Here is a 19854-nt window from a genome sequence, read left to right as displayed (position 1 = left end):
GCGTACCGCCACTTTTGAAATATCCAACCCGTGAACTTCTAATGCTGGATGTTCCGCCAAAGCGGCGGCAAAGCCAGAAGTGTAATACCCCTCGCCACAGCCGATATCCAAAAGGTGTTCTGCATTGTCTGGTAAATGTTGTTCCAGTTTTTCAATCACCTGCTGACGCATTGGGGCATAGTGGCCGGCATCGAGAAATAGCCGACGAGCTTGCATCATCTCTTTGTTGTCGCCCGGATTCTTTGAGCTTTTATGGTGAGCCGGCATTAAATTTACATACCCTTCCTTGGCCTGATCAAACTGATGATTATTGGCACATTTCCATGTTTTGTCCTGTTGGGTAAGCAGTTGGTGGCAGAGAGGGCATTGGTATGACATAGGTGTTACCGAGCTGAAAGAGTAGATGGAATATTGTAAACGCCGCCTATATACGCCTGCAAGCGCTGGGAAGAAAGGATATTGATCACATATTTCGCGCTGTAAAATTATATCTAGATCACAGTTATATTTTAAAGATAAATCCGTGCTTCATGTTCAGCTTCCATTCAGCCATCTCGGATATTTTTCATCTCAAAGGAAGTGTTTTATTTTCTATTTTTGGTTTTATATCCAGTGGTTGTTGGTGTTGGATTGCATACCCTAGGGATGGGTTGGAATATTATTCTGTTGCTGGGCAATAAGTAGATTGGGTGATGTTCATTGTCGATTACATCCATTTTCTGAATAATAATTTACGCCGTAAAAAAACAAGATGGCACACATGCCGCGAGTATTTTCTTTAGGAGTTCATAATGAAACGTTTTGTACTAGGCGCAGTCGCATTGGTAATGGCACAAGGCGCAATGGCGTCATCTTACGTAACGGGTAACGTTCAGTTCCATGACAACAGGGCTTTCCATGGTTCAAGTGCGACTTCTACCCTAGAGGCAGGCCACACGTTCACTAACTCTCTGGGCGGTTTTACTGCTTACACCGAGTTCGATGGCATTCAAATTGGTGCATTGGAAAATGAAGCAGATGCGGCATATGTTACTGTTGGCGGTGAGCAAGCTTTCAACCTAACTGACAACCTGTGGGCTGCAGTCGGTTACCAGCACCTGCTACACGATGGCAAATCATTGCAGTACCGCCCGTTGATCAAGATTGGCTACAACTTTGACAACGGCCTTGCAATCAGCAACCGTACCCGTGCCCACATTGATGCAACTGATGCTGACAGCGATACAGACTACCGCATGGACAACCGTATCGCTTACAACCTAGCAGATATGGAGCTTGGCCTGTCATACAACAATGTATACATGATTGAAGCCGAGAAAATGGATCACGAACTACGTGCTACTTGGACCCGCCAAGGTGTACAGCCATACATCGAGTACCGCAACCAAGGTGACAACGACAACAATGCGCTTGTCTTCGGTGCTTCATACGGCTTCTAAGCCCACTTGAAACTCTGGATTGGATGCCATAAAGGGAAGCATTATTGCTTCCCTTTTTTGGTTTCGTTTAAAACGATTAATGCGAGTGGCAAATCATTCATTCTCTCTTGTGCATAAAAGTTCAATAAATTTGCAACAAATATTCAATATCCGCATATCTGTACTATGCTAATTAGGCGCAAATAAGTGCTTGATTTTTAGAAAGAGCATTGAGCGTTCATAGAGTAGCAGTGCTTTTAACGAGGCAAGCGATGGCCTCGACAATAAAAATGTACAACAGGAGTTGAACATGAAAAGAGTAGCATTAGCAGTGGCAGTATCGTCATTATTGGGTACCGGTTATGCTCAGGCGGGGACGATTTTCCAAGGAGATGATGGCTCGACAATTGATGTTTACGGACGCTTGGCGTTCAACATTACCGATAAAGGCTCCAGCGATGTGGAAGGCAAGTTCGATGCCCGACTTGGGCTAGGTGGTTCACAAACGGTGAATGATGATATTTCGGTGATCGGTTGGGCTGAATACCAAGTGGGAGCTGCTGAGTTTGCCAATAGCCTTGATTCTGACTCGAGTGATCTGACTGCACGTTATGTATGGGCTGGTATTGATGCATCTCAGTACGGTAGGTACACCGGTGGCCGTGTCGCATCGGGTTTGATCATGTTTACCGACATTGTTGATGTGTTTGCTGGCTCTGACATTGCAATTGCCCGACAGGTAGGGCAAGTAGATGCTACGGCGACCCAGGTATTCCGCCAAGACGGTACGCTGCAATACCAAAACAGTTATGATTATCTCGACGTGTCGCTCGCCTATATCCTAGGCAATAGCGAGTCAGACTTGGATACTGGCTACAACATTGCACTGCGCTATACCTTTGATTTGGGGAATGCCGGTAAGCTCGCACCGGTTGCCATCTACCAGGCTAACGAAGGGGATGACAGCAACCGTGATTACTATGTCTGGGGTGTCGGTGCCAGTTACTATATCGGCGATCTGGTGCTGGGTTTGATTTACTCAGAGGATGAAGTGGATAACAACCTCGGTACGAAGAGTAAGGATGAGGTGGTTGAGTTTACCGCTGTCTATGAAGTCAACGATGACTGGGTGCTGCGTGGCGGCTACCGCTGGCTTGAAAATAGTGACGGCGATGAGCTTGAACTCAGTGATACCACCTTGGAAGCGCAATACCGCCTGACCTTGCGTTCATCTATTTTCGGTAGCTATGTATTCCGGGATGGTAAAGATAATCAATCGGGTGGTTTCTCCGGTAACACCGATGATGATTATATGTTCCTCGGCCTGCGTTACGAGTACTAACGCAGCATGCATGAAGCCAGCGCAAGCTGGCTTCATTGTTATGGCGCTACCCAAAGGTGGGTTAGCTTTTGGCTTTGTACTCGGCCTTGTCTAAACTGTGTTTCTTCATCCGCAAATACAGTTTCTTGCGCGGGATCTGCAGGTAGTTGGACACATCGTTGATGCGGCCGGCAAACAGGTACAGCGCATCTTCAATGACTTGTTTTTCATAGCTGTCGACCAGATCATCAAGCGGGCTGCTCATTTGCTCTAATGGCTTGGTCCTGTCTTGTCCTGTCAGCTTCACTATCCCTATCGCATACAGCTCCGCCACATTTTTCAGCTCTAGAACATTGCCGCTCCATGCGTGGCGATTCAATGTATTTATGTAAGCTTTATCGATGGCAGGTACGGCTTTGTGCAGTTTCTGGCAACTTTGCTTTAGGAAGTATTTGAACAACGGCGCGATATCACTGACCCGTTGGCGCAACGACGGAAGCTGAAAGCGTACTTGGCTTAAGAAATAGAAAAGCTCGGGCAACAACACTTCTTGCTCGACTAACGCTTCAGGGTTAGCTCCGGTTATCGCCAATACCCGCACTTCTTTTTTGTTCTGGCGCTCTTGCTCTAACAGAAAGCGGCACAGCCACTGCTGGGTTTCCAGAGGCATGGCCTGAGGTTCATTCAGGCTGATACTGCCGCTGCGGGCTGAGATCATGGCGCGCTGAAGATCGGCTGTACAGGTGATCTTGCTACCTTGGGTGGCAACAAACGGCCCTTTGTGCAGTTGGCTGTGTTGGTGAAGTAGCTTGGATACAGTGTGCCTGCCCGTACCGCTTTCGCCTTCAATCAGCACATCTTTGCAAGTCAGTGCCATTTGCGTCACTTTTTCACGGATCTTCACGATTAGGGGGCTCTCACCCAGCAAAATCTCACTGGTGGACTGCCCGATAGATTCACGTTGCTCGATAGTGCTTTTGCGCTGCGGTAAGTGTTTCTCAAGCAGGGCCAGCAACTCTGCGGGTTGCAGTGGCTTTTGCAGAAAATCGAGCGCGCCACGCTTGACCGCGTCGACGGCCATCGGGATATCACCGTGGCCGGTGATCATAATGACAGGCAATTCAGGATCTAAGTTTTTGATGAACTCGAGTAAGTCCATGCCGCTGAGCCCTGGCATGTACATATCGGTAACGACCACACCGGGCCAGTTCTTGTGTAACAGGGATGTCGCCTGTGTTGGGTCAGTAATGGCTTTGACTTTAAAACCTGACATTTCTAGAAGTTGTTGATATGACTCCAATACATCATGGTCATCATCAATGATCAGTACTTCTATATCATTATTCATTATCATAATTGTTTAGCTCCAACACGACCATGGCACCGCCTTGCAAGTTTGAAGCGAGATAAATATCGCCATCAAAGCGGTTCATGATTGAACGGCAGATACTTAGCCCAAGGCCAAGCCCTACCTCTTTTGTTGTGGTAAAGGGAATAAAGAGTTTTTCGATGATTTCGGCGGCAAATCCATTGCCGCTGTCACTGACTGCCAGGCGACATCGACCAGCCTGACAGTCAAGGGATTCAATGGTAATTTCTCGATGCTCGCTTCCGGCAACGGCATCGCAGCTATTAACTAACAGGTTTACCAGAACCTGCTCAAGCTGGACCTGATCGGCATGGCAGAAATAGGGCCCAGCCAATAAGTTATGGATTTCTGTCTGCTGGAACTTGGCCCTGCTTTCGACAATCATCATTGCCTGTTTGATCGATGCGTTGAGCTCTACCTGTTTGATTGGGCTGTCGGATGACTGTTTTTTTGAAAAGCTTTTTAGGCTGGCAATGATACGCCCCATGCGGGAAGCCAGGTTTTCGACTTTGCTTAATGATGTTGGCAGTTGATCAAGGCGTTGCTTCTCTAGTGCTAACTTGGCGGTAAAGATATGGGTAGAGATAGCCGAGAGTGGCTGGTTCAACTCATGGGCAAGTGAGGTCATGGTCTGGCCGACCACAGCCATTTTCGCCGCTTGGATCAGCTCGTCTTGGGTTGCGCGTAAGTCGGCTTCTACCCGTTTACGATCTTCTATCTCTAATTTCAGTTGGCGATTACGGCTGGTCAGGGAGTGGGTCTTTTCCCGAACCATTTTTTCCAACCAGCGTGCCGCTTTCTCTTGCTCGGTGATATCAGTCATCGTGATGATCACCTTTTTCTGCTGTCCCTGCTGGAACAGGCGGAAATCCAAGCGCAGGTAGAGGTTTTCAAGATCCACTTTCTTCTGCTTCAGGGTTAGGTTACAGCCTCCGAGGCTGAACAGTGGGCTATTTTCGTTGAATAGCGATCGCAACCGAGCGTGCATAGTTGGGCTAAATAGTTCCCAAATTGCTCGGTTGTGCGGCATTTCGATATTGTCGAACAAGTTGAGGGCGCTTGGGTTGACGGATTCGATAGTGCCTTCCAGGCTACAGGTAATGATACTGGCCTGGGTATTGTTGATCAGGTTTAAAGCATTGCTTTGTTGCATTTCCTGCATTTGGCGGCAGAACTCACGCAAGTTGTCTCCCAATTGGCCAATTTCATCATTACCGGTCACCTGGATAGTTGCATCGTGCTGGTTGTTGGTCACCGCGAGCAAGTCCTGTGACAACAGGTTTAGACGTTTGACGATGCCTTGGCCGACCAGGTAAATCGACAGCATTACCGATAGAAATAAGGTGATGACCATAGTGCCAAACAGAATGACATTGCTGATAGAGATCGCCTGACGTGTTTTCTCATTGAGCTTAGTGAGTGCAGCGTCCTCTTGCTCCACCATGGTCAGGATCAGCTCTTCTTGATAGGCCAGTTGAGCTTGGATCTGGTCTTGGTAATCGCTGATCTGCTGGTAAAGCTGAAAATCATGCAGCAATTGCTTTTCTAGGATACCGCCAGGCTCAACAAGGGCTATCAATTCATCTAACAATTGCCTGTAAGAGACGGTAGAAGGGTAGTGGCTTAGGCTTTGGCTCATCTTGCTGAGCGCTTTGGTCTTGTAGCCAATGAAATAGAAGGCGTTACTGATATCCCTTTGTTGTCGCTGTAGGATAATTTCCTGCACCAGTTGGTGCAGTTCGTTTTCTTTCACCGTGATAGCCTGAAGCAGGGAAAACTCGGTCATCACGTCATTGATTGTGCTCGATGCCAACGCATTTGGCAGCATCCGTGTCAGCTGCCATTCGACTTCCTGACGAATGGGGGTCAGTTCATCAATCATGTCCTGGTGCAGCCATTTGAGGTTGTTTTCGGTCTGTGCCAGAACAGAAATGTGAGTATTTCGTTGGTACAACAGGCCTGCATATACCTTGATATCACTTTGCAAGGTAATGTGCTCTGCCTTGATGGCATCATGAAATTTAAGACTGGCTGCTTGGTCGATGGTCGTATTGATTTTGGCCAGCTTGTCATTGATGTTTTGCTTTAACTCAGCATGCAAAACTGGGTCGGTATTGCTGTTAAGCACGTTCAGTGCCGCTTGCAGGGCGGCAGTGTTTCGCTCCAGCTGATAGCTTGCCCGTAAGGTCGGCATGTTTGTCTCAACCATGGCCTGGATCTGGTCATCCAGGCTCTCCCAGTTGATGATGGCTATCACGCTGACGCTAATAGTCAAAAAGGCCATCAGGGCGATCGAGGCAATGAGGCGGTTACCTATGGTGTTGCCGAGTAGCATTACCTGTTCCCCTCGTGCTTGCTGCCCTCGAGCAATTTTTCACAGATACTGATGGCTTGGTCGAGTTGTTCCGCCATCAATATGCGCCATTCATCTAGTAGGCGAGCAGTGTACACATCGGTTCTTGACATACTGATAGCACTTCGCATCTGGGAATTACGCGACTGGGCTTCAGAGATGGGTGGTGTTGAGGCCAGGCGGATAGCGAGGTTGTATTGGCGTAGCTCTTCAGAGGATAAGTCGTTGCGCTGCCTAACTTTGTGGATCAATTGCCATGCTTGGTTAAGGCGAATTAACTGGCGGTTTACTGTCTGTTCAAAGAGTTGCTTGACTAAGATCGAGCGCTCTTCCATCAGTTTGTGATCTATTGGCGTAATTTCAAATGGTTGCGCCATGGTTTGGTCCAGCGCGTATTTATTGAGTGAGCTGGTCGATAAGTTCTGTTGTATTTCTTCAGAGAGCAGGAACTCAATAAATTCGATACTGCGTCTTGCCTGGTTGAGGTTTTTGACCGCCGCAATGTAGCTAGGTATTAGTGGGCTTTTCGGTTGATAGGAAAAATGGATAAACGGAAATAGCTTTTGGCTTTCGTAAGCGTAACTATCGATGATCGGACCGACACCGGCTAAACCCCGGGCAATGCTGTCTTTTACACCATAGCTACGGGCAGAGACAGAAGACAGGTTACCCCCGATCTGAAGCAGTAGCTTCCAACCATTTTTCCAGCCGTAATGCTGCAGGATATTTTCAACCATAACATGGGTGGTGCCAGAGCGGGCTGGGCTGCTCATGACCAAATGGTTGAAATAGCGGGGATCGGCAAGGCTTTCCCACTTATTCGGCAAGGGGAGCCTGTGTTTCTCCAAATAATCGTTGTTCCACATTAACCCGTAGCCGGAATAACCAAAGATGGCAACATTGGTAATGGAGTCCTGCAAAAAGCGCTGTTGTTGGAAGGCCGTATCAAAATTGAGCACGTTGAGAGGTAACAAGCGCTCTTTTTCGACCAGCGGAGTAAACAGAGATCGCGATGAAGAGATGACGATGTCAATGTCATGATCGTCATAGCTGAGCAAGCGCAAGCCGGATATCTCGCGGCGATGGAGAACAGTGAAGTGTACCTCGGGGTAAAGCTGCTTAAACTGTTTGAGGAGTGGCTGTAGTGATTCGACAGTAAAAGTGGTCAGGATGATCAGCTGATCGGTTGGCTTGGCCCAACTTGAGAGCGAGAAAAGGAGTATGACGGCATATATTAATTTCATCATTGCAGATCAGCTAGCCAGAGTGTTTATGTGTATACAGGGAAATAGATGCCAAGAGTAGCGTAATAAGCGGCTAATAATCTGAATTATTAGTGGTTTATCGCTTTTATCATGCTTTGCATAACATAAGGGTCAAACTTGACACGCGATGCGAGCATTTATCGGCAGGGCTCACATTTTTGTTATGTTGGAAGGGCTGTCAAGACTTGGATACAACAAGCCGGAGCGAGGGCTCCGGCTTGAAAAGAAATTGAGAGTAACTTAGGCGTTGAGAACCTGTTGGATCTCAGTGGTAGACAAGTGGTACTGACGAGGGCAGTTGCGCCATGTACGCAGCATACGCTGGTATTTTTCCAGCATCGGCACCTGGCTGTTGAACATGTGCTCTGATTTGTCGAACTGAGGGTACAGGCCTTCTTCTTCTGTCAGGAAGCGCACGTAGTGGACATGTTGGGCTTCTGTTGCAGCATCAAAACCAAGGAAGTTAAGGCGGCGCTGATCCACTTGCTTCTGGTTATCATCAGACAGCATTTTGTAAGATTCTTGCATCGCGTGGTGCATCTCCATGAAATCAATGATTTCACGGCAGTTTTCTTCAGGCAGATCACCAAACTCTTTGTCCAGTTCACGCATTTGTAGGCCGTAACCACGCTCTACGATAGTTTGTAGGCGGCGGTATTTGGCTTCGTTCTCTGGCGTGAGCTTAGACATCAAGTAGTATTGATTAGAGAGGATCAGGCGTTGTGCGTTAGTCATTTCCATAATGATAGGCCTTAATTTTTATTGAGCTGGCATTGAGGTTAACAGGATAAATCGAAAAAAAATTGATCTAGTTACGTCTTGCTAACTTTTTTTTGTTAAAAATTACTAATCGTATAAAGTCTATCCAAATCCACTGCGATTAGGCGAAATAATCCAACTATCTCCCTAATTATTACATGGATTTAGGGAATTGCTTGAGTGGATTATTGTTTTGAAGCACGTAGTTGGCGTGATGGGGTTGAGAGGGATTTTCAGGGGACATTTAATGGGGATGAAACAGGGATGCCAGATGTGATGAGTGGTCTACAGATAGCCGGAATATTACTTGCGGCGATAACACTTGTTGCCAGCTTTCCCAGGGAGTTTTGGCCCAAGTTTCGGCAGGAAAAGGACTACCAGCACTGGGTTCTTGCTAGTGTGGTCGTTTTGTTTCTACTATGGAGCCTCAAGGCCGGATTAGCCGATGGATTAAAGGTGCATTTTTTGGCCCTCACCACGTTGGCGTTGTGTCATGGTTGGCGGATAGCGGCATTAATCGGGGTGTTCCCAGCACTGTTACTTGCTACCTTTGGTTTGTTACCCGTTGCGGATATAGGTATTTATCTCGTGGTGTCGGTCATTTTCCCGGCTTGGCTGAGTTTTTGCCTGTTTCGCCTGACTTATCGGTACCTCAACCGCCACCTTTTTGTCTATATTTTCGTTGCGGCATTCATTAACGGTGCGTTAACCATTGCGGCTCATCAACTGCTCAATAGTGGGGTAATGTGGGTGAGCGGCTTGTATAGTTGGCACTATATTGTCGAAAACTATTTGGTACTGATGCCGCTGCTACTCTTCCCCGAAGCCCTTATCAACGGCATGGCAATTACCCTACTGGTGGTATACCAGCCGCAGTGGGTGAGAACCTTCCATGATAACGATTACCTCAGCAAATAGCTTGGTAATCTTGGTTTGGGCTGGTCAATGGAACTGATGGTCTTTTCCCCAGCTTGCTGTTTTCCTTAGCGCTTGGTTCTGCATGCCTTGCAGTTGGTCATAAAACTGCTTAACCTGCGCGCGTTTTTCTGCACGGTTTTTCCGTGCCCACTCGCATATTGCGCGAGAATCCCCGTTTTTTTCATTCATACGAACAAAATGCCGCCAGGAGGCAAGGATTCAAAGCAGAGGGAAATCGAGTGCATTTGGTGCCTGAGATTTTATCCCAGGCAGAGGTGTACCTAGGTAGCGCCCCAAGCACTTTGGATCGGGTTGTTTTGAACAACTAACTGACTCTGGACAACACGCCCCAGGGTGCGGCACTGCCTGATTGTTTCTATGAGTTATCTATGCAAGTTCTATCCAGTGTGATCGGCATTTTGTTGCTGATTGTTTTGGCTTATTTCCTTTCTGAACAACGTGACCGTATCAATTGGCGCACGGTTCTGGGTGCTTTGGCGATCCAGATGGGTTTTGCTGCCATTGTCCTCTACAGTCCGTTTGGCCGTGAGGCGCTATCGGATTTTTCTGCCGGTGTGCAGACGGTGATCAATTACAGCAACCACGGTATTGGCTTCCTGTTTGGTGGCCTTGTGTCAGACAAGATGTTCGAGTTGTTTGGCGGCAATGGTTTTGTCCTTGCCCTTAGGGTGTTGCCGGTGGTGGTGTTTTTCTCTGCGTTGGTTTCGGTACTCTATCACCTTGGCATCATGCAGCTGATTGTAAATACCCTAGGCCGCGGATTGGCGCGGGTACTGGGCACTAGCCGTCCTGAGTCAATTTCAGCGACCGCGAACATTTTCCTTGGTATCTCTGAAGCACCTTTGACGATCCGCCCATATTTGCCAACCATGACCCGCTCGCAACTGTTTGCGGTAATGGTGGGTGGCATGGCCTCGGTTGCAGGCTCGGTGCTGGTGGGTTATGCCCAGATGGGGATCCCCCTGGAATACCTGCTGGCTGCTTCATTTATGGCAGCCCCTGCCGGTTTGATGATGGCCAAGCTGATGATCCCTGAAACAGAGGATGCGACGGGTTGTGTGGAGGAGCAGCAACAAGAGCTGCGAAAACCCGCCAATGTGATCGATGCAGCTGCACAAGGGGCCGCGCAAGGCATGCAAGTCGCCTTGAACATCGGTGCTATGCTACTGGCCTTTGTGGGCTTGATTGCGCTGATCAACGGAATGTTATCTGGCATTGGTGGTTGGTTTGGTATGCCAGAGCTGAGCCTGGATGTGGTGTTTGGCTACTTGTTCTTGCCGTTTGCGTTTATGGCCGGGATCTGGGATTTTGATTCAGCCCAACAGATGGCGGTAATTTTCGGGACCAAGACCACTATTAATGAGTTTGTGGCTTTCTCGCAGCTAGCGCCAATGATTGCTGAGGGTATATTGGAACCAAGGGTAGAGGCGGTTATCGCTTTTGCCTTGTGTGGCTTTGCTAATTTCGGCTCAATTGCGGTCATGCTGGGCAGTATCGGGGTGATGGCCCCAAGCCGTTATCATGAGATTGCCACCTTGGGTGTACGCTCGCTGGTGGCGGCGACACTGGCTAACTTGCTCAATGCCACTGTGGCCGGGTTGTTTATCTGTTTGATATAAGCCTGAGAAACAAAAACGCCAGCAAGTGCTGGCGTTTTTTTATGGTCTAGGTTGTACTTGATGCTGGGCGGTTAGCTCAAGCCAACAATGTTACCGTCGGCATCAATGTCCAAACCTAGGTAGGCAGGTTTTTCCGGTAGGCCAGGCATCGTCATCACGTTACCGCACAGGGCGTAGACAAAGCCAGCGCCGGCACATAGTTTCAGCTCACGGACCGGAACAATGAAATCGCTCGGTGCGCCTTTCTGGCTAGGGTCATGGCTGATAGACAGCGGCGTTTTCGCCATGCAAAGTGCCAAGTTATCATAACCTTGGGCTTTGAACTGGGCCAGTTGCTCTTTGGCTAGATCTGACAGCTCAACACCACGGCAGCCGTAGCCAACCTCGGCGACGGTCATCAGCTTTTCTTCCAGCGTTTGTGACAATGAGTACAGTGGCTTGAAGTTAGCTGGGGTTTCACAGGCGCGGGTCACCGCTTTTGCCAGTTCAACAGCACCTTCACCGCCTTTGCCGAAAGCTTCACTGATCGCTACATCGACATGGGTAGCGAACTGTTCGGCTTCAACCATCGCTTTTAGCTGTGCCAGTTCGGCATCGGTATCTTGCGGGAAGCGGTTAATTGCCACAACAACAGGTACGCCGTATTTGGCCGCGTTGTTGATGTGCCATTTCAGGTTTTCAAAACCCGCAACCAGCGCTTTTCCGTCTTCTTCGAAGATAGCCTGTGGCAGTGCCTGGCCTGGACGCAGGTCATACAGCCCCGAGTTGGCTTTCAAGCCACGTAGGGTAGCAACAACCACAGCACAATCTGGACCACGGCCTGCTTGCTGTGCCTTGATATTACAGGCTTTCTCGAAGCCCATGTCTGAGCCGAAGCCACCCTCTGTAATGGTGTAGTTAGCCAGTTTCAGGGCGATACGGTCGGCAATAATCGACGAGTTGCCATGGGCGATGTTGGCAAATGGGCCAGCGTGGATAAGGGTCGGTACCCCTTCCAGTGTTTGCATCATGGTTGGCTCAATCGCCTCGACCATGGTCACGGCCATTGCGCCGGCAACTTGGAGATCTTCTGCGGTGACTGGTTTGCCATCTAGGTCATAGGCCAATACGACACGGCCGATACGCTGGCGCATGTCAGCCAAATCCTTTGACAGGGCTAGGATTGCCATTAGCTCTGAAGCCGCCGAGATATCAAAGCCGTCTTCACGCTCAAGGCCGTTAATGGTTTTGCCTGGCTGGTTCTTGCCAACCGTGATCATGCGAAGGGCACGGTCATTGTGGTCCATTACACGGCGCCAGACGATACGGTTCATATCGATACGTAGGGCTGGCATGCCGGTTTTTTCGCTAAAGCCTTCGTAACCGTGGCGCTCTTCGTGGTAAACACGGGCGTCGATTGCGGCTGCGGCAAGGTTGTGGGCAGCTGTCACAGCGTGAATATCGCCGGTCAGGTGCAGGTTCAGCTTTTCCATCGGCGCAACCTGGCTGTAACCGCCACCTGCGGCACCGCCTTTAACACCGAACACCGGGCCCATTGATGGCTGGCGAATACATGCCATCACCGACTGGTTGATTTTGGCCAGACCTTGGGCAAGACCGATGGTGGTTACGGTTTTGCCTTCACCCAATGGGGTCGGGGTGATTGCTGTTACGACAACCAGTTTACCTTCTTCCTTGTCAGCCAAGCGCTTGAGGACAGAAGGTTTCACCTTGGCTTTTAATGTGCCTTGCGGAGTCAAATCTTCAGGTAGCAGGCCAGCCTGCTGAGCGATGAGATCAATCGGAGTGAGCGATGTATCACGGCAAATTTCAATATCACTTTTCATGGACGACCATAACCTCGCATTTGGTAACTTTGTATATATCGCGCAAGCAGGCTTTATGAGTTGCGCAATCGTTTGCGTTGGATTTATACCATAATTTTATCACGGGTAAAGCGATAAATGCGGATAGATATGTCACGAGATTGGTTAATCTTTATGGGGATGTTATTTGGGTAACTGGCTGTATAGATGAAGTTATTGATGGGTAAGGGAAAATCAGGTGTTACTTTTTTGTTTCTGAAACTTGATTTTACTGCCTTGGTAAAGGGCAAAATGTTCTTTATCCTTCCTCTTCTCTCCAGGCCGGACACCCAACAGGTGCCAGCCTAGAAAGAAGAAGGGACAAATACAGTTCGAGGGCTGGTTAACCTAAGTGGCCAAGCACATTGATGTTCTTGTCCTCGGGGATTTCGTTATAAGAAAGCACCACCAGGCCCTTGGCAAATGTTCGGGCATAGCGGGCCAATAGTGGTCTTAATTGCGGCGTTACCAGCAGGATCGGCTTGAAGCCATTTTGCTTGAGCTGCTCTTTGACCGCCGGCATATTCTGCTGCAACTGGGCGAGTAGGCTAGGCTCTACTGGGAAACTGTCCAATGCCGTCTGGCCACCGCTCTGCTGAGACTTGCTTAGCGAGGTCAGCAGCATTTTCTCAAGGTTGTCACTCAAGGTGTAGATGTTGAAATCCTTGCTCGAGCCAACCAGGCTATTGGTCAGCGAGCGTTTGAGCCCACTGCGGATATCGGCAGCGATCAGGATGGGATCTTTGGTGATTTCGCTGCTCTCGACCATGATTGAAGCGATATTGGCGATGTCCTTGATTGGCACTTGATCCACTAGAAGTTGGCGGAATACCCGCATTTGCTGTTGGTGGTTGAGCTGACTGGTCAACGCCTCCATCAGTTTGGGCGCCGAGTTGCCAAGGCGTTCCATCAAGCGCTCGACATCATCGTGGCAGAATAGCTCGGCCAGGTGCTCTTTGATGATTTTACTAAGGTGGGTTGCAATGACTGTTGCGCCATCAACCACAGAATAGCCTTGGTTAAGTGCTTGGGGTTTGTTGGCGGGCTCAATCCACACCGCATCGAGGTTATAAGCAGGATCTTTGCCGAGTACGCCATCAAGTTGGCCGTAAACTTCACCAACCGCAAGGGCCATCAGGCGCTCTGGGTCGATATCACCTTGCGCGATCACTTCACCATGAAGCAATAGGGAATATTGGGTGGGTTTGAGCTTGAGATTATCACGAATCGCAATTTCCGGGATCAAAAAGCCCACCTGTTCGGTGATGGTTTTCCTTACCCCGCGAATGCGCTGGGCCAGCGGCTCGCCTTGGTTCTTGTCGACCAAATTGACCAAACGGTAACCCAACTCTAGAGCAACTGGGTTGACTACCGGTACATCATTCCAGCCCAGAGTCGGGGTATTGTCCTGGGCAATGGCCTCAGCAACAGCTTCGGCCTGCTCGAGCGGCTCGGGATCACTTTCAATCCGTCTTTGCTTCCAACCGGCGTAGGCCAATACTGCCGCAAAGATAAAGAAAGCAAGGTGCGGCATACCCGGCACCAGGCCGATGATCAGCATGATAGCCGACGCAGTAAACAAGGTGGCTGGCGAGGCGAGCATCTGGCGGTGGACATCAACCGAGATATCACCGCTGTCGTTGACCCGAGTAACGATAATGGCAGCAGCTGTCGCCAGTAGCAGCGACGGGATCTGTGCGACGAGGCCATCACCGATAGTAAGTAGGGCGAAACGCTGGAATGCCTCGCTGGCAGCCAAGTCATGCTGCACCATACCAATGGTAATACCGCCCAAGATATTGATGACCAGAATCATCAAACCGGCAATGGCATCCCCGCGGACAAACTTGGAGGCACCGTCCATCGAGCCATAGAAGTCTGCTTCGCGGGCGACCTCTTCACGGCGGGTACGGGCTTGGTCTTGGTCAATCAGGCCAGCGTTCAAGTCGGCATCGATGGCCATTTGCTTGCCCGGCAGGGCATCGAGGGTGAAGCGAGCCGAGACTTCGGAGATACGTTCGCCCCCTTTGGTGATCACCACGAAGTTGATGATCATCAGGATAACGAACACCACGATACCGACGAAATAGTTCCCGCCGACAACCACATCACCGAAAGCCTGGATCACCTTACCGGCAGCATCCCCGCCGAGGTGGCCGTTGAGCAACACCACCCGGGTCGAAGCGACATTGAGGGTCAGGCGCATCAGGGTGGCGACCAGCAAGATGGTCGGGAACACCGAAAAGTCGAGTGGCCGTTTGCTAGATACCGCAACCAGCAACACAATGACTGCCAGTACGATATTGAAGATGAACAGGGCATCGAGCAGCCATGGCGGCAAGGGTAAAATGACCATAGCCAGGATCGCCAGCAGCATGACGGGGATCCCTAGGTAACTGCTGGTCAGGTTCGGAAACAGTTGTTGCAGTTTCGCTTTCATAGGACTTCTAGCTCAAAGTTGACGTTGCTTATTGTTGTTGGTGGTAGTGTTGTTGTATCTGTTGGTTGCACTAATGTTTATTCGGGATCAACAGTTGCTTCGGGATGGCAAAGCTCGGCAATGGTTGGGGCTTTTCCTCTTTACCTTCTTTATAAGCCTTCAGCTGCATTACATAGGTCAGTACATGGGCCACGGCGACGAACAGCGGCCCCGGTATTTCCTGATCTATCCGGGTATTGAAGTAAATCGCCCGGGTCAGCGGCGGCAGGTTTATCACCTCTATCTGGTGCTGCTCGGCAATCGCCTTGATACGCAAGGCCATCTCGTCTTCGCCCTTGGCAACGACAAAGGGAGCACCGGCCCGGTTGAGATCGTACTTGAGGGCGACGGCATAGTGGGTCGGGTTGGTTAGGATAACGTCGGCAGTCGGCACCGAGTTATCGATCCGGCGGCGCGACATCTGTTGCTGGATTTGCCGGATACGCTGTTTGACCTCAGGCCGGCCCTCGCTGTTCTTGTGCTCGTCCTTCACTTCCTGCTTGGTCATCTTGAGCTCTTTGATGTGGTTCCAAAGCTGGTAGGGCATGTCGATCAAGCCGATGAGCAATACCACGATGCCAAAGTAGATCAGTGCCTTGATAATGTGGCTGAGGGTGATCCCCACACCTTGCTCGAACGGTGCCCGCTGGGCGGCGATCAGCGTGCTGAGGTTGTTATCGAGCAGCGTATACAGCACGGTGGAAATCAGCGCTATTTTGAGGATGGATTTAACCAGCTCAACCAGCGACTTGATAGAAAACAAACGTTTGAGACCGGCCAGCGGGCTGATTTTACTCAGTTTAGGCTGGATAGGCTTGAGTGACATAACCCAGCCACCCGGCACCATAGAGGCAAGAATCGTCATGATGATCAGCACCATCGCCATTGGCACGAAGATGCCGGCCAGCAGCAGTACGCTTTCACCGAGCTTGCGGGCCATGATATCGGGCTCCCTGTGCTCGGCAGCACTGAGTTGGTAGTTGATGGTGAACAACTTCTCAGCTTGCTCGCCGAGGAATGGCCCATAGGCCCATAGGAAAAGGGCGATAGCGATGAACAGGACCCCGACCACGAATTCCTTGGAGCGGGCGACCTGACCTTCACGTTTGGCTTTGCGCAGTTTCTGTGGGCTGGGCTTTTCGCTCTTGTCTTGGCTGCTCTGCTGTTGAGACATATTAGTTCCCTCCCATCAGGCGCATCTCACTGAGGATTTGGTGGCAAAGCTCGGCATAAATGCTTGGCAGGCCAGATGTCGATAATAAGACCGCACATAGCCCGAGCATCATGGACATCGGGAAGCCCAGAGCGAAGACATTGAGTGACGGTGCGGCACGGTTCATTACCCCAAAAGTCAGGTTAACGGTGAGCATTGCGGCAATTGTCGGTAGGGCGATGGTGACCGCAGCGGTCATCATCCAGCCGAAGAGATCAATCAAACGGGCAAAAGAAACCACGTCGAAGCCGCCACCTACCGGGTAGCGCTCGAAGCTCTGGACGATGATATCTACAGCAACCAGATGGCCATCAAGGGCAAGGAACAGCAGGGTAGTGAACATCAAAAAATAGTTTCCCAGCAAGGCGACGGTGACCCCGTTGGCAGGGTCATTCATCATTGCCATCCCAAGGCCCATTTGCATCGACATGATCTGGCCAACCATCGCCATGGCGGCAAACAGGAATTGTAGGCACATACCGAGCAGCGCGCCGATGACAATTTGTTCTCCTGCCAGCGCTACAGCCTTGAGTGATACTGGGTCAACCGCGGGCATAGGTGGTAGCAGCGGCGCGGCAATCAGGGAAACAGACAGCGCCAATAGCAACCGGGTCCGGTTGTTGATATGCGCATTGCCGATAAATGGCATGGTCATGAAGGCGGCCGAGATGCGGAAAAAAGGCCACCACAACTGGCCGGCTATGGCGGTGATTTCGGCAAAGGTCAGGTTTACCAAGCTATCAGCTAACGACATTGGCAATCGTATGGAACAGCGAGGTAAAAAAGTCACTGATGTTGCGTAGCAACCACGGGCCGGCAAATATCAGCATCAGCAAGGTGGTGAGCAGCCTTGGCAGGAAGCTCATGGTCTGCTCGTTGATTTGGGTCGTCGCCTGAAATACGGCGACCACCAAGCCAACCAGCAAGCTCGGGCCGATCAGGATAACCACCATTGAGATGATCATATAGATGGCATCGGCATACAGGTTAGCAGTTGCATCGATCCCCATTACAAGCCTCCGAAACTGGCTGTCAGGCTACCGACAGTCATGGTCCAGCCATCAACCATCACAAACACCATCAGTTTGAACGGCAGTGAGATGATAAGCGGTGACAGCATCATCATACCCATGGCCATCAGCACGCTGGCGACAACGATATCGATGATCAAGAATGGAATAAACAACATGAAACCGATCTGGAAAGCGGTCCTTAGCTCACTGAGTACGAAAGCCGGCATCAAAACCGCAAAGCTGATCTCTTCAGGCTCGAGATCGAGTGGGTCTCCGGCAATCCGCAGCATCTGCTCGAGGGAGTTCTCATAGGTTTGGGCCAGCATGAATGCCCGTACCGGCTTTTCAGCCTCGGCGACGGCCTGCTGCAGGGTGATATCGCCATTGTCATAAGGCATATAGGCATCGGTATAGATGGGATCCCAGACCGGCTTCATCAGCAGCATGGTCAGGGTCAGGCCGATACCGATCAAGATCCGGTTTGGCGGGCTTTGCTGCAGACCCAGTGCCTGACGGAGGATCGCCAGTACTACAATGATACGGGTGAAACTGGTCATCATCAGCAGCATGGATGGCAGAAAACTCAGCGCCGTCATCAGAAGTAGGATCTGGACCTTGACCGAGTATTCCTGATTGCTTTCGCCGTCAAACACTGACATAAAAGCAATCCCCTGATCGGCCAATGCTTGGCCGGAAAAGCCAAGCATTAGCGCCACAAAAGGCAGCAATTTAAGCCAAACCGGCATATGTGTTTTATGCCGTGACGTCATGCAGGGCATCTTCGGCAATATCAGTCAGGCGCAGGCCGTATTTGTCATTAACCACTACGACTTCGGCATGGCCCAATAGGCGGCCATTTACCTTAACATCTAGCGGCTCGCCATTGAGCTTGTCCAGCTCAATCACCGAGTTTGGGCCGACAGTCAACAGTTCACCTAAAGCGATGTCGGTGCTGGCAACTTCCAGCGTGACCGTTACAGGGATCTGGCGGAAGAAACCAAGGTCACGTGGCGCGTGTGCTGGCTGATCCAACGTCTCTGATGCAGCTGGCGTCTCAAAGATGTCTGCGACATCGGCATCAATATTCAGATCACCATCAAGCAGGTGTTGGATGTTTTGTTCGTTCATAATCAGTGTCGCTCCTGAGGAGTAATATTATCGATAACTTGCAAGACCAAATGACCATTGCGCTCAACGACATGGGCTTGGTAGAGCGGTAACGTACCGGCGTGGACATCGACCACTTCTTGGATATCGGTCGTGATGATGTCGCCCACCTTCAAGTTGATGACTTGGTCGAGGGCCAGGGTCTGACGACTCAGTACGGCATTGAGGCGAAGCGGTACCTGCTTAAGGTGCATCTCTCGCAGGTTATCGACTTTCGTCGGTTCGGTTTGGGTAGCAACGTCCTTTGCGGTTAGTTGGAGCAGGAGGTCATCATCAAGGTGGAGGTGAATTTCCCCGTAACTTTGCTCTATCTGGATCGCAAATTTGGCGTGCAGTACGCCATTGCTGAATGCAGGTTGCTCGTTGGAAACCTGCCATTGGTGGCTGATCTCATTGAGTAGGGTCGCAGCAAGTCGGGCTTGAACGCGTTTCTCACTGGCGTTCATTGGCTGCACTTTGGTTTGCTCAATCGTCCCTTCTTCGTTGGGTTCGATATCATTTTCCCCCTGTATTTCGTTAGCCGTGCCATTGCTGACATTGTTCGCTACAGTAAAACAGGGGGTCCCGCCATAGAATGCTTCGGCAATTAGGTGGGTGAGTGGTTGGGAAATACTGATAAGACACTGGCCACCAAATGCATTATGGCTAAAGCAAATTGGTTCTCTGTCAATTATTTCCTCGTAGCTGACATCCAGCCCATAACTGAGGAGTTTGACATGGCAATCCGTTCGTCGGGTCATGTTGTTCAGTGTTTGCTCTAGTGCTTTTACCGACTGGGAAATATAAGGCGATAAAGACTGCTGAGCAGCATTTAAAGGTCTTCCTAATGAACGAATATCGATAGGGAATACATTCTTTGAACTATGTATATTCCTCGGTTTGACTTTATTCTTGCTAATGCTCGGTTTCATTAATAATCCCGAAGATATAAAAGTTAAACTTAATAGCTTAATAAGCTCAATAAATTGCTTGTATCTGTCAGGCGATTATTTCTATCAGCATTTTGTCAGTAATTCAAATGCTTGTAAATAAGTGTCAAATTTCTGCAAATTAAATTTTTTAAATGAATTTTTAATTATTTGATGAATCAAGATC

17 protein-coding genes are annotated in these 19854 nt (G+C 49.9%); 4 read left to right on the top strand and 13 right to left on the bottom strand.

Features of this window, described 5'->3' with window-relative positions; all coding sequences use genetic code 11:
* The coding region (locus BIZ37_RS22345; protein ID WP_370577516.1) for a putative RNA methyltransferase at nt 1-378 on the bottom strand (378 nt) is incomplete at its 3' end.
* Between the two features lie 413 nt (nt 379-791).
* On the opposite strand from BIZ37_RS22345, the gene BIZ37_RS22340 reads away from it, so the two are divergent.
* Nucleotides 792-1439 carry an oligogalacturonate-specific porin KdgM family protein gene (locus BIZ37_RS22340; protein WP_187463394.1) on the top strand — a complete coding sequence of 216 codons (648 nt, stop codon included), beginning with the start codon at nt 792-794 and terminating at the stop codon, nt 1437-1439.
* A 289-nt stretch (nt 1440-1728) separates the two neighbouring features.
* Complete coding sequence (locus BIZ37_RS22335) at nt 1729-2760, top strand: porin (protein ID WP_187463393.1); 1032 nt, start codon at nt 1729-1731, stop codon at nt 2758-2760.
* 61 nt (nt 2761-2821) lie between these two features.
* Here BIZ37_RS22335 and BIZ37_RS22330 read toward each other — a convergent pair whose 3' ends face one another.
* The 4 genes from BIZ37_RS22330 to BIZ37_RS22315 all read right to left on the bottom strand — a co-directional run bounded on the left by BIZ37_RS22330 (nt 2822) and on the right by BIZ37_RS22315 (nt 8467).
* Complete coding sequence (locus BIZ37_RS22330; protein ID WP_187463392.1) at nt 2822-4093, bottom strand: sigma-54 dependent transcriptional regulator; 1272 nt, start codon at nt 4091-4093, stop codon at nt 2822-2824.
* Nucleotides 4080-6443 carry an ATP-binding protein gene (locus BIZ37_RS22325; RefSeq protein WP_187463391.1) on the bottom strand — a complete coding sequence of 788 codons (2364 nt, stop codon included), beginning with the start codon at nt 6441-6443 and terminating at the stop codon, nt 4080-4082. The genes BIZ37_RS22330 and BIZ37_RS22325 overlap by 14 nt, the downstream gene beginning before the upstream one ends.
* Complete coding sequence (locus BIZ37_RS22320) at nt 6443-7708, bottom strand: ABC transporter substrate-binding protein (protein ID WP_187463390.1); 1266 nt, start codon at nt 7706-7708, stop codon at nt 6443-6445. The genes BIZ37_RS22325 and BIZ37_RS22320 overlap by 1 nt, the downstream gene beginning before the upstream one ends.
* A gap of 258 nt (nt 7709-7966) precedes the next feature.
* Nucleotides 7967-8467 carry a YfbU family protein gene (locus BIZ37_RS22315; RefSeq protein ID WP_187463389.1) on the bottom strand — a complete coding sequence of 167 codons (501 nt, stop codon included), beginning with the start codon at nt 8465-8467 and terminating at the stop codon, nt 7967-7969.
* Between the two features lie 198 nt (nt 8468-8665).
* Between BIZ37_RS22315 and BIZ37_RS22310 the strand changes: the two genes are divergently transcribed.
* Together BIZ37_RS22310 and BIZ37_RS22305 are read left to right on the top strand one after the other, a co-directional pair.
* Nucleotides 8666-9403, top strand: coding sequence for an energy-coupling factor ABC transporter permease (locus tag BIZ37_RS22310; RefSeq protein WP_370577511.1), 738 nt, complete (start codon nt 8666-8668; stop codon nt 9401-9403).
* 389 nt (nt 9404-9792) lie between these two features.
* Complete coding sequence (locus tag BIZ37_RS22305; RefSeq protein ID WP_187463388.1) at nt 9793-11043, top strand: NupC/NupG family nucleoside CNT transporter; 1251 nt, start codon at nt 9793-9795, stop codon at nt 11041-11043.
* 71 nt (nt 11044-11114) lie between these two features.
* Here the strand turns inward: BIZ37_RS22305 and BIZ37_RS22300 are convergent, their stop codons facing one another.
* The 8 genes from BIZ37_RS22300 to BIZ37_RS22265 all read right to left on the bottom strand — a co-directional run bounded on the left by BIZ37_RS22300 (nt 11115) and on the right by BIZ37_RS22265 (nt 19670).
* A complete protein-coding gene (locus tag BIZ37_RS22300) occupies nt 11115-12869 on the bottom strand; it encodes a formate--tetrahydrofolate ligase (protein ID WP_187463387.1) in 1755 nt (584 codons plus the stop codon).
* 361 nt (nt 12870-13230) lie between these two features.
* Entirely contained in the window at nt 13231-15327 is a 2097-nt protein-coding gene (gene flhA, locus BIZ37_RS22295; protein ID WP_187463386.1) for a flagellar biosynthesis protein FlhA, read from the bottom strand.
* 70 nt (nt 15328-15397) lie between these two features.
* Complete coding sequence (flhB, locus tag BIZ37_RS22290; RefSeq protein ID WP_187463385.1) at nt 15398-16540, bottom strand: flagellar biosynthesis protein FlhB; 1143 nt, start codon at nt 16538-16540, stop codon at nt 15398-15400.
* A gap of 1 nt (nt 16541) precedes the next feature.
* Complete coding sequence (fliR, locus tag BIZ37_RS22285; RefSeq protein ID WP_187463384.1) at nt 16542-17333, bottom strand: flagellar biosynthetic protein FliR; 792 nt, start codon at nt 17331-17333, stop codon at nt 16542-16544.
* Nucleotides 17320-17589 carry a flagellar biosynthesis protein FliQ gene (fliQ, locus tag BIZ37_RS22280; protein WP_107300615.1) on the bottom strand — a complete coding sequence of 90 codons (270 nt, stop codon included), beginning with the start codon at nt 17587-17589 and terminating at the stop codon, nt 17320-17322. The genes fliR and fliQ overlap by 14 nt, the downstream gene beginning before the upstream one ends.
* On the bottom strand, nt 17589-18299 hold the full coding sequence (fliP, locus tag BIZ37_RS22275; protein WP_237157058.1) for a flagellar type III secretion system pore protein FliP: 711 nt from the start codon (nt 18297-18299) through the stop codon (nt 17589-17591). The genes fliQ and fliP overlap by 1 nt, the downstream gene beginning before the upstream one ends.
* Nucleotides 18300-18345: 46 nt before the next feature.
* Nucleotides 18346-18720, bottom strand: a complete 375-nt coding sequence (gene fliN, locus BIZ37_RS22270; RefSeq protein ID WP_187463383.1) for a flagellar motor switch protein FliN — start codon at nt 18718-18720, stop codon at nt 18346-18348.
* A gap of 2 nt (nt 18721-18722) precedes the next feature.
* Nucleotides 18723-19670, bottom strand: coding sequence for a FliM/FliN family flagellar motor switch protein (locus BIZ37_RS22265; RefSeq protein ID WP_187463382.1), 948 nt, complete (start codon nt 19668-19670; stop codon nt 18723-18725).
* Nucleotides 19671-19854 lie beyond the last annotated feature (184 nt).

This window comes from Photobacterium sp. BZF1, from assembly GCF_014349205.1.
Classification (GTDB): domain Bacteria; phylum Pseudomonadota; class Gammaproteobacteria; order Enterobacterales; family Vibrionaceae; genus Photobacterium.
The sequence above is the reverse complement of the archived record's forward strand: the minus strand, read 5'-3'. Positions and strand labels throughout refer to the sequence as shown.

Coding starts and splice junctions, on each gene's coding strand:
- BIZ37_RS22340 (WP_187463394.1), top strand. CDS start 792: ATGAAACGTTTTGTACTAGGCGCAGTCGCATTGGTAATGGCACAAGGC.
- BIZ37_RS22335 (WP_187463393.1), top strand. CDS start 1,729: ATGAAAAGAGTAGCATTAGCAGTGGCAGTATCGTCATTATTGGGTACC.
- BIZ37_RS22330 (WP_187463392.1), bottom strand. CDS start 4,093: ATGATAATGAATAATGATATAGAAGTACTGATCATTGATGATGACCAT.
- BIZ37_RS22325 (WP_187463391.1), bottom strand. CDS start 6,443: ATGCTACTCGGCAACACCATAGGTAACCGCCTCATTGCCTCGATCGCC.
- BIZ37_RS22320 (WP_187463390.1), bottom strand. CDS start 7,708: ATGATGAAATTAATATATGCCGTCATACTCCTTTTCTCGCTCTCAAGT.
- BIZ37_RS22315 (WP_187463389.1), bottom strand. CDS start 8,467: ATGGAAATGACTAACGCACAACGCCTGATCCTCTCTAATCAATACTAC.
- BIZ37_RS22305 (WP_187463388.1), top strand. CDS start 9,793: ATGCAAGTTCTATCCAGTGTGATCGGCATTTTGTTGCTGATTGTTTTG.
- BIZ37_RS22300 (WP_187463387.1), bottom strand. CDS start 12,869: ATGAAAAGTGATATTGAAATTTGCCGTGATACATCGCTCACTCCGATT.
- flhA (WP_187463386.1), bottom strand. CDS start 15,327: ATGAAAGCGAAACTGCAACAACTGTTTCCGAACCTGACCAGCAGTTAC.
- flhB (WP_187463385.1), bottom strand. CDS start 16,540: ATGTCTCAACAGCAGAGCAGCCAAGACAAGAGCGAAAAGCCCAGCCCA.
- fliR (WP_187463384.1), bottom strand. CDS start 17,333: ATGTCGTTAGCTGATAGCTTGGTAAACCTGACCTTTGCCGAAATCACC.
- fliQ (WP_107300615.1), bottom strand. CDS start 17,589: ATGGGGATCGATGCAACTGCTAACCTGTATGCCGATGCCATCTATATG.
- fliP (WP_237157058.1), bottom strand. CDS start 18,299: ATGCTTGGCTTTTCCGGCCAAGCATTGGCCGATCAGGGGATTGCTTTT.
- fliN (WP_187463383.1), bottom strand. CDS start 18,720: ATGAACGAACAAAACATCCAACACCTGCTTGATGGTGATCTGAATATT.
- BIZ37_RS22265 (WP_187463382.1), bottom strand. CDS start 19,670: ATGAAACCGAGCATTAGCAAGAATAAAGTCAAACCGAGGAATATACAT.